Source organism: Promicromonospora thailandica, from assembly GCF_024171955.1.
Classification (GTDB): Bacteria; Actinomycetota; Actinomycetes; order Actinomycetales; family Cellulomonadaceae; genus Promicromonospora; species Promicromonospora thailandica.
Genome location: NZ_JAMTCS010000010.1, coordinates 44,312 through 59,179 on the forward strand (window position 1 = coordinate 44,312; position 14,868 = coordinate 59,179).

Annotated in this window: 13 protein-coding genes; 1 reads left to right on the plus strand and 12 read right to left on the minus strand. The window is 72.5% G+C overall.

The features are described from left to right. Position 1: 1 nt before the first annotated feature. The 10 genes from APR03_RS16365 to APR03_RS16410 form a co-directional block, all read right to left on the minus strand. Entirely contained in the window at positions 2-1,606 is a 1,605-nt protein-coding gene (locus APR03_RS16365; RefSeq protein ID WP_253837297.1) for a LysM peptidoglycan-binding domain-containing protein, read from the minus strand. Between the two features lie 44 nt (positions 1,607-1,650). Continuing rightward, the gene (locus APR03_RS16370) at positions 1,651-2,316 is read right to left on the minus strand and encodes a hypothetical protein (RefSeq protein WP_253837299.1); all 666 of its coding nucleotides are present in this window, start codon (positions 2,314-2,316) and stop codon (positions 1,651-1,653) included. After that, positions 2,313-3,035: a hypothetical protein gene (locus tag APR03_RS16375; RefSeq protein ID WP_253837301.1), complete on the minus strand. Its 723-nt coding sequence runs from the start codon at positions 3,033-3,035 to the stop codon at positions 2,313-2,315. Before APR03_RS16375 ends, APR03_RS16370 begins: the two co-directional genes overlap by 4 nt. Then, positions 3,032-4,480, minus strand: a complete 1,449-nt coding sequence (locus APR03_RS16380; protein ID WP_253837303.1) for a hypothetical protein — start codon at positions 4,478-4,480, stop codon at positions 3,032-3,034. The genes APR03_RS16375 and APR03_RS16380 overlap by 4 nt, the downstream gene beginning before the upstream one ends. Positions 4,481-4,496: 16 nt before the next feature. Next, complete coding sequence (locus APR03_RS16385) at positions 4,497-4,778, minus strand: hypothetical protein (RefSeq protein WP_253837304.1); 282 nt, start codon at positions 4,776-4,778, stop codon at positions 4,497-4,499. A 4-nt stretch (positions 4,779-4,782) separates the two neighbouring features. Further along, positions 4,783-5,079: a WXG100 family type VII secretion target gene (locus APR03_RS16390; RefSeq protein WP_253837305.1), complete on the minus strand. Its 297-nt coding sequence runs from the start codon at positions 5,077-5,079 to the stop codon at positions 4,783-4,785. Between the two features lie 158 nt (positions 5,080-5,237). Then, positions 5,238-6,446, minus strand: coding sequence for a lipase family protein (locus APR03_RS16395; RefSeq protein WP_253837306.1), 1,209 nt, complete (start codon positions 6,444-6,446; stop codon positions 5,238-5,240). A 312-nt stretch (positions 6,447-6,758) separates the two neighbouring features. Beyond that, complete coding sequence (locus APR03_RS16400) at positions 6,759-7,382, minus strand: DUF6580 family putative transport protein (protein ID WP_253837307.1); 624 nt, start codon at positions 7,380-7,382, stop codon at positions 6,759-6,761. Beyond that, positions 7,361-7,813: a DUF4430 domain-containing protein gene (locus APR03_RS16405; RefSeq protein ID WP_253837308.1), complete on the minus strand. Its 453-nt coding sequence runs from the start codon at positions 7,811-7,813 to the stop codon at positions 7,361-7,363. Before APR03_RS16405 ends, APR03_RS16400 begins: the two co-directional genes overlap by 22 nt. A gap of 88 nt (positions 7,814-7,901) precedes the next feature. Then, positions 7,902-10,025: a DNA gyrase/topoisomerase IV subunit B gene (locus APR03_RS16410; protein ID WP_253837309.1), complete on the minus strand. Its 2,124-nt coding sequence runs from the start codon at positions 10,023-10,025 to the stop codon at positions 7,902-7,904. Positions 10,026-10,244: 219 nt separating this feature from the next. Between APR03_RS16410 and APR03_RS16415 the strand changes: the two genes are divergently transcribed. Next, positions 10,245-10,451, plus strand: coding sequence for a DUF7455 domain-containing protein (locus APR03_RS16415; RefSeq protein WP_020014335.1), 207 nt, complete (start codon positions 10,245-10,247; stop codon positions 10,449-10,451). Between the two features lie 85 nt (positions 10,452-10,536). Here APR03_RS16415 and APR03_RS16420 read toward each other — a convergent pair whose 3' ends face one another. Together APR03_RS16420 and APR03_RS16425 are read right to left on the minus strand one after the other, a co-directional pair. Beyond that, positions 10,537-13,152, minus strand: coding sequence for a LamG-like jellyroll fold domain-containing protein (locus APR03_RS16420; RefSeq protein ID WP_253837310.1), 2,616 nt, complete (start codon positions 13,150-13,152; stop codon positions 10,537-10,539). A 119-nt stretch (positions 13,153-13,271) separates the two neighbouring features. Continuing rightward, entirely contained in the window at positions 13,272-14,840 is a 1,569-nt protein-coding gene (locus tag APR03_RS16425) for a SpoIID/LytB domain-containing protein (protein WP_253837312.1), read from the minus strand. Positions 14,841-14,868: the final 28 nt, after the last annotated feature.

Below are 14,868 nucleotides of genomic sequence, written 5' to 3' on the forward strand. Positions count from 1 at the left end.
CTCACTCGCCTCCCCGTCGCACTGCCGTCTGTTCCGCGTAGCGCACGTCGGGCAGGAACCCGCTGCGCAGCCAGCCGTCCTCCGTGGCCGTGAGGCGCCAGCGCGCCGACGCGTACTCCCCCAGCACGACGACCACCCAGCCGAAGCGCGGGTCCGCGAACCGCGCCGCGAGCAGGTCCTGCTGCGCCGCGGAGGGCGCGTGCGAGAGCACGAGCACGCCCCCGTGCGCACCGTCCAGCTCCGGGACCACCTGCTCGATCGCGGGCAGGTGCTCCGCGTGCTCGGGCTGCGGCAGCCCGTTGCCGACCATCACCACGCGCGGGTCGTCCGACCAGGGGTTGCCCGTCAGCTCCCCCAGCCACCGGCGCAGCACCTCGTGCCGCGCCCGCGTCGGACCGTCCAGGCTGATCACGCCACGAGCCGCGGCGAAGTCCACCAGCACCCGCCCCGTCTCACCCACGCCGATCGTCACCAGGCGCGCGAACGGCGCCGTCGACCCCTCCGAGGCCGGGGCCGACTGCAACCGGGCCAGCGGCGCCGACCAGCTCTGCCCGTCCTCGTTCGCACCCCACGGCGCGGGCGCCGGAGACGCCGGGCTCCCGAGCCGGAGCCGCATCGTGGCGCCCTCGACGAACACCCCGGTCACCACGGGCAGTTCCAGACCGTCCCGCTCGCACGCGGCGAGGAGCACCCGCAGCGCGCGGTCGACCATCCACGCCGCCGACGTGTCGGTGCGCAGCAGGCTGTCGTCGAACGGCTCGGCGCGGCCGGCACGCCGGCGGCGCACCAGGAGCAGGACGCCGGCCACGGCCGCGGCCAGCAGGACGGCGCCCGCGCCGACCAGCGCCGCCGTCGCCCACGGGGCCGGGACGCCGGCGGTCCCCTCGGCGGCGGCGGCCGGGTCCTCGGCGGTGGCCGACGGCGGGGCGCTCACCCCGGCGGTCGGGCCCGGGCCCGGGAGCGGGCCGTACCGCAGGCCCTCCCCCGCCGCGTCCGCGGGAAGCTGCAGCACCCAGCCCACCTCGACCACCTCCGGGTCGGTCAGGACGCCGCCGTCCGGCTGGGTCCGGCCCTCGTTCAGCGCGAAGATCTCGGGGTGCCGCTCGCCGTCGCCCAGGAACCGTTCCGCGACGAGGTAGAGGTACTCCGTCTCGCCCTCCGGCGTCCGCCCGATCACGTAGTAGGGCACCGCGGCCGGGTCGCTCGCCGTACTCCCCTGCGCCTCTGCATCGGCTCCTGTCGACCCCTGGGGCAGCACGCCGACCTGGACGCCCTCGCCCCTTGCGTCGTCGGGCAGCACCAGCACCCAGCCCGGCAGCACGGAGGCGGGGTCGGTGAGCACGTTGCCGTCCGGCTGCGTGCGCCCCTCGTTGAGCGCGAAGATCTCCTCGTACCGGTTGCCGTCGCCGAGGAGCCGCTGGGCGATCTGGAACAGGTACTCCTGCTCGCCCTCCGGACCCGGCTGCACCACGTAGTACGTGACGCGCTCGGCGTCGCCGGACGCGGCGCGCGCCGCGTCCGGTCCCGCGGTGGCCAGGGCGACGGCGACGCAGACCGCCACGACGGCCGCGGCGACGGCGGGGACGGTGCGTAGGGGGTGAGGCACGTGGACTCCGTCTTCAGTTCTGTTCGGTGGGACTGGTGCGTTGCTCACGCCGAGCCGGGGACGCGCTGCGGGGGGAGCCCCACCACGTCGGTGCCGGGCCCGGCCCAGCGGAAGGTGCCCATGACGGCGTCGAAGAAGTAGACGAGGGCCTCCGCCAGCCGCTCGGAGTCGTGGCCGCTCCAGACCGTGCTGAACGACATCGCGAGCCAGGCGCCCTCCGCCTCGTCACGGGAGATCGCGTACAGCACCTGCCGCGTGGACACCACGGGCCAGTCGCCCTCGCGCTCGACCTCGTGCGAGGTCGCCACGACCCGGACGCCGGGCCGGCCGTCGACCTCGACCAGCTCGCTCTGCTCGTACCCGTCGGCGAGGATGCCGGTGGCGACGACGACCGGGTCGCTGCCGGGGTCGCTCGTGAACTCCAGCTCGGTGATCGAGGCCGGCACGACGGTGCCGTTCATGGGCTCGGTCGGCAGGTACACCGCGCCGCTGCCCGCGTCGCGCGCGCCCTCGAGGGTCGTGCGGAGCCGGTCGCGCAGCAGGTGCCGGTGCGGCTCGGCGGTGTCCCGCGGCAGGTCGTCCGGCAGGGCGCGGGCGACCACCTCCTCGATCGCGTCGTCCAGCTCGCGCGTCCGCTCGGGACCCGTCGGGAACCGCGCCCAGCCGGGCGGGAGCAGCATGACCCAGCCGTCGGTCGGCCGACCGGTCACGAGACGCCCCCGCGGTCGGCCGCGGACCGCTCGACCCGCACGGCGGGCAGCAGCTCGTCGAGCAGCTCCGCCATCGTGGCGACGAGGAACAGGTCCACGGTGCGCCAGACCAGCACGGTGTCGACGACGGCGTCCGGGTGCTCGACCCGCCGTCCGACGGCCACGCTCATCCAGCCCGTGCCGGCCTCGTCCATGTCGAGGCGGACCACGCGCACGCCGTCGCCGTCGGGCAGGTCCAGGTGCTCGACGTTCGGGGGCGCGGCCGGCTCACCACCGGTCGCCCCGAGCGCGGCCATGAGGCCGTCGTCGGGCTCGGCGGGATCGCTCACGCCCACGGCCACCAGCACGGGGACGGGACCGTTCCCGTGCACGCCGAGCGCGGCCAGCACGCGGCTGCCGGAGGGCACCACGCCGTCCGCGAAGGCCCGGAGGTTCGCCACCGCGTCGGCCGCGAGCCGGTCGAGCCCGGCGCGCGCGGCGTCGTCGAGCTCAGGGCCGGAATCGGGCTCGGGCCCGGGATCGGGATCGGGCTCCGGCCCCGGCTCGGGCTCCAGAGAGGCGCGCACGACGCCGACCGCCTCCCGCTCCCAGCGGGCGACGTCGGCCGGGTCGTCCAGGCCCACCGCCGGGACCACGAGCCAGCGGGCCGGCGGGTCCACCCACCACGTCCAGCCCGCGACGCCGACGCCGGCGGGGACCTCGGCGCTGCGCGCGGTCACAGGCCCACCTGGTCCGAGTAGAGGCCGGCGTAGTCGGCGTCCCGCCAGCCGTACAGGCTCCAGCGCGGGTCCGCCGGGTTGAAGTTCGAGGGGTTGAGCAGGCTGAACGGCCGCATGCCCCAGGAGAACGTGTACGAGATCGGCCCGATGTACATCCAGGGCTTGATGGCGAAGCCGGTGATGCCCAGCTGGGACAGGGCGGCGTTGATCTTCTGCACGTCCTTGATGTCGCTGATGCCGATGAGGCGGTCCCACCGCCACGGGCCACCCTTGACCGCGGTGGTGAACCGGCTGACGTCGTTGCGGAACCAGGCGTTCAGCCTGCTGAAGTCGCCCTTGACCCACGCGTTGGGCTTGCCGATCTGCCACCAGCCGGGCGAGACGCGCGTCGTCTGGATGAAGCTGCCCCAGCTCGTGTAGGGCTTGATCTGCGCACCCAGCCTGCCGGCCATGAACCGGTCGAAGGGCCGCGCCGTGGACCTCGAGTAGATGGCCAGCCGGCCGGCCAGGCTGTTCAGCTCCTTCAGCGCGCCCGGCGTGAACCGCACCTTCGACCCGAGCTGCGCGCCCTGGACCAGCTTGAGCGAGCCTGCCATCTTCGCGGCCACGCCGATCAGCCCCAGGCTGAGCACGCCGATGATGACGCTCAGCCAGCTGCCCTCGCCCTGGACGGCGAGGATGAAGCTCGCCGCCACCGAGACGACCGTGGCGACGACGCTGAGCAGCGTCAGGATGCCCAGTCCCGGGATGAGGATGCTGAGCACCGCGAGCGCCATCCCGATGTACATCAGGATCTCCACGAGCTTCTTGAGGAACTTGTTGAGCCGGTGCAGGAACGCCTCCCAGCCGCTGTGCGTCAGCCCGTCGCTGCCCCAGTTCTCACGGATCTTGCGGGCCGCGGCGTCGGCGGCCGTACCCAGCGCGGTCATCGCGGCGGCCGCCCGGGCGCGGGCCGACTCGAGGTCCTGCTTCGCGGCGTCGATCTTGCCCGAACGGTTCGCCGACGCCTGCCGGTCGTCGTCGGTCAGCGGGGGCGCGTCGTCGTCCCGCTGTGCGTTCACGGGGTCGGGCAGGCCCTCCGCGGCGCGCTGCGCGGCCGCCGCGTCCTGGGCGTCCCGCAGCGCGAGGCCGGTCTCGGAGCGTGCGGTCCGCAGCTCGGGCTTGTAGGTGCGCAGCGCGTCGCGGACGTCGGCGTACCGTCCCGCCGCGTTGTTCAGCGCGTCGGCGCTCTCCCGGGCCCGTTTGCGCATGGCATCGGCGGCCACCCCCTTGAGGAGGGTCTCGTCGCCGTCGCCGATCTTCTTGAGCAGCTTGGCCTGCGTCTCCATCTGCGTCGTGATGGTCTCGTAGTGCCTGATCACGTCGTCCAGGCCGGATGCCTCCGCCGGGACGGGGTCCGTGTCGTAACCGAGCAGGTGCCAGTCCCCGTCCCGGGCAGCGCTCATCGGTCCTCTTCCTGTGCTACTGCTCGTCGAAGGACTTCGCGAGCTCGATCTCGAGGTCGTTCCACTGCTCGGCCGCCTGCTTCATCTTCTTCTGCAGGTCCGAGAGGTTGGTGGTCAGCTTCTCCCGCTTGACCCACCAGTCGTCGATGAAGTCGTTCATGGCGCTCTTGACGGTGTCGTGGCCCCAGAGGCTGCCGTCGCCCCAGAGCTTGTCCATGCCCTTGAACTCGTCCACGATCGCCGCAAGCTGCTTCTCGGCCTCGTCGAGGGCGATCGAGGTGACGACCAGGTCGGGCACGGCGCTACTTGTTCAGCGCGTTGGCGAGCTCTTCGTCGGTCTTGCGCAGCGCCTCGGCGGCCTGCTTGAGGTACTCGCCGATGCCGGTGAGCCCCTCCATGACCTGCTTGCCACCCTTGTCGAGCTCCTTGTAGGACTCGTCGAACCGCTTGGACGACTTGTCCGTCACGTACCCGTCCTGCACCAGGTTGTCCACCATCGCGCGGAGCTGGTCGAGCTTGCTCTGCATGTCGTCCGACTCCTGCTTCATCCGCTGCGCGGCGTCTTCCATCTCCTGGAAGGTCACCTTGATGTTGGCCATGGCGGAACCTCTCGCTCGTGTGTCGTGAACCCGTGCGCCGCAATCGTCACGAACCGGACTAACCGGGCGGCTACGCGCGCGTGAACACCCGGCGAACGAGCAACGAAGGGCCCGGGGGAAACCCCGGACCCTTCGTCGTCACGTCCCGCGCGCGGGTCTCAGCAGTGCAGCAGGAACGGCCGCTCCCGGAACCGGCCGTCCAGGAACGCGACGACGCCGGGCGCACCCGTGACCATCGTCGACACGTGCTCCCCGACGTGCCACTCCCACTGCACGTCGGCCCCCGCCGCGCAGTACTCGTTCCGCAGCGTGCGCGCCTGACCCGGGGCGACGATCTCGTCGAGCGTCCCGTGGAACAGGCGGACGGGCACGTCGGGCGGGTTGGACCCGAGCCGGTTCTCCGCCAGGCGCGCCTGCCACGCGGGCTCCCGGAGCGGGTTCGTCGTCGTGAACATGCCGATGTCCTGGAACGCGTGCGCGAGCGTCGCGTCCACGCACGCGTCCTGCTCCGCCTCGTACGTGCGGCGGCCGCGCTCGTTGAGGTACGACTCCAGGTCGAGCTCCGGGTACGCGGCGTCCAGCCCGTACGCGGCCAGCAGCAGGAACCCGAAGCCGACCTGCCCGTCGAGCCCCTCGGCCACCTCGGTGAGGTCGGCGGGTACACCACCCGCCGCGATGCCCACCAGGTCGAGCTCCGGCGCGTAGTCCGGCTGCAGCTCGCCCGCCCACATCGCCCCGCCGCCGCCCTGCGAGTACCCGGAGAAGGCCACCTTGCCGCCGGCCTCCAGGCCCGTGGCCGGAACGTTCGTGGCGGCGCGCACCATGTCGATCACGGCCCGCCCCTCCGACTGGCCGACGACGTAGGTGTGCAGCCCCGGCGTCCCGAGCCCCTCGTAGTCGGTGACCACCACCGCCCAGCCCTTGAGCAGCATCGGCTCGATGAAAGGCCGCTCGTAGTCGAGCCAGCGCGACGGCGCGCACGTGTCGCCGACCCCGCGCGTGCCGCTCGCGACCGAGACGATCGGCCGTGGTCCGTCACCCCGCCACCGCGTGGTCGGCACCAGCACCCGGCCGGTCACCGCGATGTCCTGGCCGGTCGCGTTGGTCGAGTGGTACATCACCAGGTAGCTGCGCGCGCTGAGCTGCCGGTTTTCCTCGCGCCACCGGACCACCTCGCCGTCGGCGCCGTCGGGCAGCGGCGAGGGCGGTGTGTAGAAGTCGTCCGTCGCGACGGACTGGCGCGGCACCACGGGCACGTCGGGCACGTCCGCCCCGGCGCGGACGACGTCGGCCCCCGCCGCCGGCGTCGCGCCCAGGGCGGGCAGGGCGAGCGCCGTCAGTCCCGCGACGACGACGGCCCACCGCACCCGAGCGCGGCGACCCCTCCCTCTGCGCGGGACGCCCGGAGCCGAGTCGGTCGGGGCCTGCTCGGACGATGCGGGTGGGGTGGGTGAAGCCTGCGAACGTCGGGCGTGCGGCATCGGATCTCCTCGTCGAGGTCCTCGGGCGCACGTCGTCGTGCGCCCGGGCCCGCGAGCGGGCCGCTACTGACTCTAACCCCAATAACGTGGACAGCAACAGGCCCGGCCGAACCCGGGCTGGTGCCTACCCCCGCCGAACCCTCTTCGAGACCGAGGTTGGTTGGCTTTGCGGGGGCGCAAAGCCAAGCAACCTCGGTCTCAAAGAGGAGGGGTGCCGGTGGACGACGACGGCAGCGCCGCGGCCGGTGCGGGCGCCAGGCCCCGCTCGGCGCGCTCGACCAGGCTCGCCACCACCGCCGCCAGCGGGACGAGCACCAGGTTGCCCAGCAGCATCGTGCGCAGGAACGGCAGGCCCGCCACGTAGCTGGCCAGCAGGCCGTCCGCGGTCTGCGGGTAGAGGCCGTCCATCAGCCAGACGCCGAAGTTGGTCCACAGGAAGAACCACAGCGAACCGCCGAGGCCCACGCCGAGGGCGGCCACGTACCGGGCCGGGCCGCGCAGACGCCGCGCCAGGATCGCGCCCAGCCCGACCACCGCCCACGCCGACCAGGTGAACCACAGGATCTGCGTGTTGCCGAGCACCGCGTCGCTCACCGCCACCACCGCGAACGGCACCACGGCGGCCCAGCGGTTGCGCAGCAGCAGCACGCCGAGGAAGGTCGCGCCCGTGGCGAGCTCCAGGTTGGGCGGTGCGCCGAGGTCGGGCGCGACCAGGCGCCACACCACGGCCGCCGCGAGCACGAGCACCACCGTGGCCGGACGCCACCAGCGGCGCGCCAGCTCCCGCAGGCTCAGGTCACTCAGTACGTCTCGATCGTCCACGTGATCTCCTGACCGTCCTCCGTGTCGAGCATCCCGGCGCCCACCTGGGCGGGCACGCCGTCCACCGACAGGGACCAGAACTCGTTCTCGGCCTCGTCCGCGACCCGGCCGTTGATGGCGGTGACGAACGCGTTCTCGCCCTCACCGGTGAGCTCGGCCGAGGGGTCCTCCTCCAGCAGCAGCTCCAGGGCGGTCGACCCGGTCCGGCCCGGGTAGCTGAACGTGTCGGCGCCCGGCTTCCGCGACGCGTCGTCCGACGGCGACCCGGACGGTGACGCCGAGCGCTCGCTCATCACCGGAGGAGCGGTCGACGTCGGCTCCGACGTGCCGCCGCCGCACCCGGCGAGCAGGCCCGCACCCAGCCCCGCCGCCAGGACCACGGAGGTCGCGACGCGGGCCGCCCGGAACGGGCGGAAGGAAGTGGTGTTCACGCCCGCGAGTCTAGGTCGGCCGGGGCCTGGCGGCCCCGGCGTCCCAGTCCTCGGCCACCCCGGCCGGACCGGGCTGCGGCGCACCCGGTCAGACGTCGATGCGCGAGCGGTCCAGCTCCGCCGCACCGGCGATGAGGAACTCCTTGCGCGGCGCCACGTCGGTGCCCATCAGCAGCTCGAACGCTCGCTCCGCCGCCTCGGCGTGCTCTGCCGTCACCCGGCGCAGCGTGCGGTGCCGCGGGTCCATCGTGGTCTCCGCGAGCTGGTCCGCGTCCATCTCACCCAGGCCCTTGTAGCGCTGGATGTCCGGCTTGTAGCGCCGGCCCGCCTTGTCGAGCTTCTTGAGCGTGACGCCCAGCTCGGCCTCGGAGTAGGTGTAGATGTACTCGTTCTTGCGCCGGCCGCTGCCGATCACCTCGACGCGGTGCAGCGGCGGCACGGCGGCGAACACGCGCCCGGCCTCCACCATCGGCTTCATGTACCGGTAGAACAGCGTCAGCAGCAGCGTACGGATGTGCGCGCCGTCGACGTCGGCGTCGGTCATCATGATGATCTTGCCGTAGCGCGCGGCCTCGATGTCGAAGGAGCGGCCCGAGCCCGCCCCGAGCACCTGGATGATCGCGGCGCACTCGGCGTTGCGCAGCATGTCGCTGATCGACGCCTTCTGGACGTTCAGGATCTTGCCGCGGATCGGCAGCAGCGCCTGGAAGTCGCTGGAACGGGCCAGCTTGGCGGTGCCGAGCGCGCTGTCCCCCTCGACGATGAACAGCTCGGAGCGGTCCACGTCGTTGGAGCGGCAGTCGGCCAGCTTGGCCGGCAGCGAGGACGTCTCCAGCGCGTTCTTGCGCCGCGAGATCTCCTTCTGCTTGCGCGCCGTGATGCGCGCCCGCATCTCGGCCACGACCTTGTCGAGCAGCAGCGAGGCCTGCGTCTTCTCGTCGCGCTTGGTGGAGCTCAGCCGGGCCTGGATCTCCTTCTCGACCACGCGGGAGACGATCTGGCGCACCGGCCCGGTGCCCAGCACCTCCTTGGTCTGGCCCTCGAACTGGGGCTCGGCCAGCCGCACCGTCACCACGGCGGTGAGGCCCGCGAGCACGTCGTCCTTCTCGATGCGCTCCGCGCCGTCCTTCGTGGAGACCTTGAGCTTGCGCGCGTTGGCCTCGACGTTCTTGCGGATCACCTTGAGCAGGCCCTGCTCGAAGCCCGTCAGGTGCGTGCCGCCCTTGGGCGTCGAGATGATGTTGACGAACGAGCGCACCTCGGTGTCGTAGCCGGTGCCCCAGCGCAGCGCGATGTCGACCTCGCACTCGCGCTGCACCTCGCGCGGCGTCATGTGGCCGCGCTCGTCCAGCACCGGGACGGTCTCCTTGAAGCTTCCGGCGCCCTGCAGCACCCACGTGGCGGTGACGGGCGTGTCCGGCGCGAGGAAGTCGACGAAGTCGGCCGCGCCGCCCGTGTGCTTGAACGACTCCTCGTGAGGCCCGTTCTCGCCGGGCGTGCCGGGCAGACCGCGCTCGTCGCGCACGACGATCTCGAGCCCCGGCACGAGGAACGTCGTCTGCCGCACGCGCGTGACCAGCTCGTCGTAGCTGAACACCGCGGACTTCGGGAAGATCTGGCGGTCCGCCCAGTACCGCACGCGCGTGGCGGTGCGGCCACGGGGCGCCTTGCCGACCACGGCCAGCTCGGAGTGGTCCACGAACGGCTGGAAGGGCGACTCGGGGCCGGGACCGGACGCCGGGTCCGCGTACGTGCCGGGCTCGCCGCGGTGGAACGTCATGCGGTACGTCTTGCCGCCGCGGTCCACCTCGACGTCCAGGCGCGAGGACAGCGCGTTGACCACCGAGGCGCCGACGCCGTGCAGACCACCGGAGGCCTGGTAGGAGCCGCCGCCGAACTTACCGCCGGCGTGCAGCTTGGTGTAGACCACCTCGACGCCGCTCAGGCCGGTCTTCGGCTCGATGTCCACCGGGATGCCGCGGCCGTCGTCCGACACCGTCACGGACGTGTCGGCGTGCAGCACGATGCCGATCTTCGTCGCGTGCCCGCCCAGGGCCTCGTCGACGGAGTTGTCGATGATCTCCCAGAGGCAGTGCATGAGGCCACGGGAGTCGGTGGTCCCGATGTACATTCCGGGACGCTTGCGCACCGCCTCGAGACCCTCGAGGACGGACAGGTGGCGAGCGGTGTAGGACTCGGACGTTGCGGTCACGGCGACAGCGTAGACGAGGAGTCCGACATCCCCCGACAGCCACTCCGTGACGCCGTCCGAACGGCTGTGTGACGTCAACATTCACCCCATGACGGAAATTACCCTTTCAGCGCAATTGGGGGCGGATGGCACCACGACTGTGAGCGACGCCGCTATGCTCGCAGCGAACCGGCCGCCCGGGTCGGCATGAACCGCGCGAGCGAATGGTTGGATGGAGATGTGACGACCTTGACGACCGAACCGCTCACCGCCCTCGACCGCTGCGACCGCTGCGGCGCGCAGGCCTACGTGCGCGTCGTTCTGCCCGTGGGGGAGCTGCTCTTCTGCGGCCACCACGCTCGCGCACACGCGTCCGCCTACGCGGACGTCGCCACCCATGTCCAGGACGAGACCGACCGGCTCCACGCGGAGCACGGCCAGGCCTGAACCCAGGCCGGACACCCACCAGACCAACGCGACGGCGGTGGGTCACCTTCCCGGTGACCCACCGCCGTCGGCATGTCCGGGGGTGTCAGCCCGCCGCGAGCTCGGCGACCTCCTCGTCGGACAGCGCGCGGTCGAACAGCCGGACGTCGTCGACGTCACCGCGCAGGTGGTCCACCTCGTTGCCGCCGTACTGCCCCCGGCCGATCACCAGGGGCCCCTCGGTGTCCGGCGCCGTGCAGACGTCCTGGCTCGCCACCTTCTCGCCGTCGACGTAGAGCGACAGCGTCCCCGCCTCGGCGTCGCGCACGCCCGTCAGGTGGTACCAGCGCCCCGGCTCGGGCGTGGTGGGTGACAGCGCGCGCGTCCCCACGAAGCTCATCGCCCAGCGCCGGTCCTGACCCGAGTACTGCAGGAAGAACGCGCTGTTGCTGCCGGTGTCCTGGCTGACCACCGTCTGGAAGCCGTCGTCGGCGACGTCCAGCCGCGCCCACGCCGAGACGCTGTAGGAGCCGTCCGTGCGCACCAGGGCCTGTCCCGTGTCCGCCTCGCCGGCGCCGTCGAACGACAGGCCGCCGCCCGCCACGCCGTCGGCCCAGGTGGTCCCGGTGAGGGCCGCGTCGGCGTCGCCGACGCCGTCCGTGGCCACGCTGCCGGACCCCTCGTCGAAGGCCCAGGCGTGCACGCCGGCCAGGCCGGGCGTGCCCGGGCCGACGACGGGCGGCTCCCCGCCGCTGCCGTCCGCGCCCGCGATGATCTCCTCGTTGACGTCCCGGACCTGCCCGAAGTCCATCTTCTCGACCTGCCGGTCGTAGGTGAAGAAGCCGTTCACCTCGTGCTCGACGTCGGTGATCTGCGTGTAGACCGACCCGCTGATACCGCACTGCAGGGCGGCGGTGAGCACGTCCTCCTGGTTCTCCACGTAGCGTCGGGTGAGCGTGGCGACGTCGGGCGTCATCTCGTAGGCGTGCCCGTCCTCGAACCACATGTGCCCGTCGACCTCCAGGCCGAAGCCGCCGTGCTCGCCGTCCATGGAGGCACGCGTCGCGTCCGGGACCGGCTGCCCCGGGCCCACGTAGGCGTGCCAGTCGAGCACGTCGCCCGCCCCGCTGTCACCGAGCGAGTCGCAGCAGTTCACGCCCGAGTGGGCGTTCACCAGGCGCGTCGGGTCCTGCGCCTTGACCTCACGGGCGATCCGGCCGGTGGCCTCCTGCGACCACTCCCCCCAGCCCTCGTTGAACGGGACCCAGCCGATCACCGACGTCCAGCTCGAGTTCTGGTCGACCATCTCGTGCAGCTCGTCCTCGAACCGCTCCTGCGCCTCGACCGGCGGCCGGCCGGGCTTCATCGACGGCATGTCCTGCCACACCAGCAGGCCGAGGCGGTCGGCGTGGTAGAACCAGCGGTCCGGCTCGACCTTGATGTGCTTGCGCACGGTGTTGAAGCCGAGCACCTTGTGCTGCTCCAGGTCGAACGCGAGCGCCTCGTCCGTCGGGGCGGTGTAGATGCCGTCGGGCCAGTAGCCCTGGTCGAGCGTGGACAGCAGGAACAGAATCTCGCCGTTGAGCGTGATGTGGTTGCGGCCGTCCTCGCCCTTCGCGATGCCGACCTCGCGCAGGCCCACGTAGGAGGTCACCGTGTCGGCCACACGCCCGCGGGCGTCGCGGACCCGGACCTCCAGGTCGTACAGGTAGGGGTCGTCGGGCGTCCACAGGTGGGCGCGCGGCACCCGGACGGCGAGGTCCTCACCGACCGCGCCGACCGACCTCGCGACGACCTTGCCCTTGCCTGCGCCCTTGCTCGCGCCGGCGTCCGCCGCCTCGTCCGTCGCCACCCCGCCCGCGCGGACGACGACGTCGACCCGCCCGCCTGCCGCCGCCCGGCTGCCCTCGACGGTGACGTGCACGGTGCTCGTGTCGACGTCGGTGGTCAGGTCGAGCCGCACGGCGTGCGCGGCCGCGACGGGCTCCATCCAGACCGTCTGCCAGATGCCGGAGGCGCCCTCGTAGAAGATGCCCCGGTCCGGGACGTTGCGCTGCTTCCCGACCGGCTGCCACGTGTCGTCGGTGCGGTCCGTCACCCCGACCAGCACCTCCTGCGGGCCGGACGCCGTCAGGGCGTCCGTGACGTCGGCGGAGAACCGGCCGAAGCCGCCCTCGTGGTGCGCGACCTCCTGCCCGTTGACCCACACGGTCGCGGTGTGGTCGACGGCGCCGAAGTTGAGCACCACGCGCTGCCCGCCCGTCCGCCAGGAGGCGGGCACGTCGACCGTGCGGCGGTACCACATGTGGTCCTCGTGCCGGTCGATCCCGGACAGCTCCGACTCCGTCGGGTACGGCACGAGGATCTCCTCGGCGAGGGTCTCGCCGAACGGCGGCGCCTCGCCCTCGGCCGCACCGGCGAACTCCCACAGGCCGTTGAGGTTCTCCCAGCGGTCACGCGCGAGCTGCGGCCGCGGGTACTCGGGCAGGGCGTTGTCCGGTGTGACCTGCTCGGTCCACGGCGTCGGCAGGTGCGCGTCCGTGACCGGCCAGACGGCCTGCCCGTCGGCCGACGTCGTCGCCGCCGGCGCCGACGTACCCGGGACGACGGCGAGCACCGCGCCCGTGGCGAGGGCCACGAACGCGGCGCCGACGCGCCTGCGCGTCGTGCCGGGTGCGGAGAGGCTGGAGGATCTTTCGCGGTGCGGCCTTGCTAGCGACATCGACGTCACCTTCCTGGTCCGAGCACGGGGCATCCTTGCCAGGATTCACCGTAGCCGGAGGTGAAGTTGCCGCATAGACCCCTATTTAGTTCATTCCAATGCGGGCAACATGCTCACCGCTATTTCTGGGCGGTCACGGTGTGCGCCCACGACGCCCGGAACCCGAGCGTGGTGCGCCAGCCCTCCGCGGTCTTGGTGCGGGTGCGGGTGACGCCCTTGTCCGAGACCGCCTGCACGGTCTTGATCTGCCCGCTCGAGTACCGCGCGGTGACCTTGACCGACCGGACCCAGCCGAGCCCGAAGATGCTGCGGGCCTTGGCCTGCGTGAGCCGGCCGGTCCAGGAGACGGAGGGGTTGCCCGAGGACCGCCGGGTGTACGGGTCGCTCACGTGCACGAGGTGGGACTGGGGCGCCGTCCCGAACGCGTCCTGGTTGTTCGTGGTGCCCGCATAGCTGCCGCCCCGACCGGACGACGCGAAGTACGGCGTCTCCGCGATGCCGCCGGACGCGTTGCGCAGCACGGTCACCGTCGAGGCGTCGTCCTGCCGCGTGGCGTCGACGGCGGCCCGCCACGTCGCCCCCGCCTCGCCGCCCTCCTTGCGCCAGCCGGTGAAGTTCTGGCTCGCGGTGTCGTCGTAGACGTGGCAGTCGCACGCGGCCTTGAGGCCCGCGGTCTTGGCGAGGACGGCGTAGTTGCGCGCGACGACCGCCTGCGCCTGGAGCGCCGCGGCGCCGCCGTAGCCGCTCGTGCCCCACAGGGACGGCATCTCGTCCAGGCCGTAGAGGTACTCGTCGTTGATGACCACCTGGTTGACCACGTTCGGCCGCGTGCCGGGAGCGGTGATCCGCAGGCGGCCGTGCCGGTAGGTGCCCTGCGCCCCGGCCACCTTGACGGTGCCCGCCGTACCGGGCCAGTAATCGGTGCCGGTCCACTCGAGGTAGAGCGTCCGGCGGGCGCTGATCGTCTGCCGCACCGTCCCGTTCTCGACGACCTTGGCGGTCACCCCCGCGCTGGTGCGGGCGATGGTGATCGTCCGCGCCGGCGTGCCCGTGGCGAGCCGCGCCCGGTTCGCGTCGAGGATCCGCCACGACCCGGCGGTCAGGGACAGCGTGGTGGTGGCCGGGTCGGACGCGCGCCCCAGCACCTGCACGTCGATCGACGTCCACGGGTTGTTCGTGGTGCTCACCGTCGCGCCCTGGTAGTAGTAGCGCAGGATGTCCGACGTCGTCCTGCCCTCCCGGGCCATCTGGTACGCGCCCCACTGCGACATGCCGACGCCGTGCCCGCTGCCGGACCCGGCCACGGCCCACGAGCCGGGCACGACGGTCACGGTCATGGTCGCGCTCGTCGCCGTGGTCGTCCGGAACCGGTACCTCGTCGTGACGGACGGGTTGACCGTCGTCTTCGCCCGCCCGGTGGAGCCGGTGGTCACGTGCCGGACGTGGACCCACGAGCCCCCGCTGTACCGCTGCAGCGCGACCCGGACGTTCTTCCGCGGGGCTCCGTCGCGCCGGTACAAGACCGACAGCGTCCGCGGCGACGACGCGGTGGTGGTCGAGGTGCCGGACGCCGTCAGCGTGTCACCGGCCGCGGCCGCGGGGACCGCGGACAGGCCGAGGGCGACGAGCAGGGCGACGAGGAAGGACACCGCACGCGCGAGCCGCGCGGCGCCGGTCGATGAGGACATGTCGGGCAGATTCCCACACGACGACGCC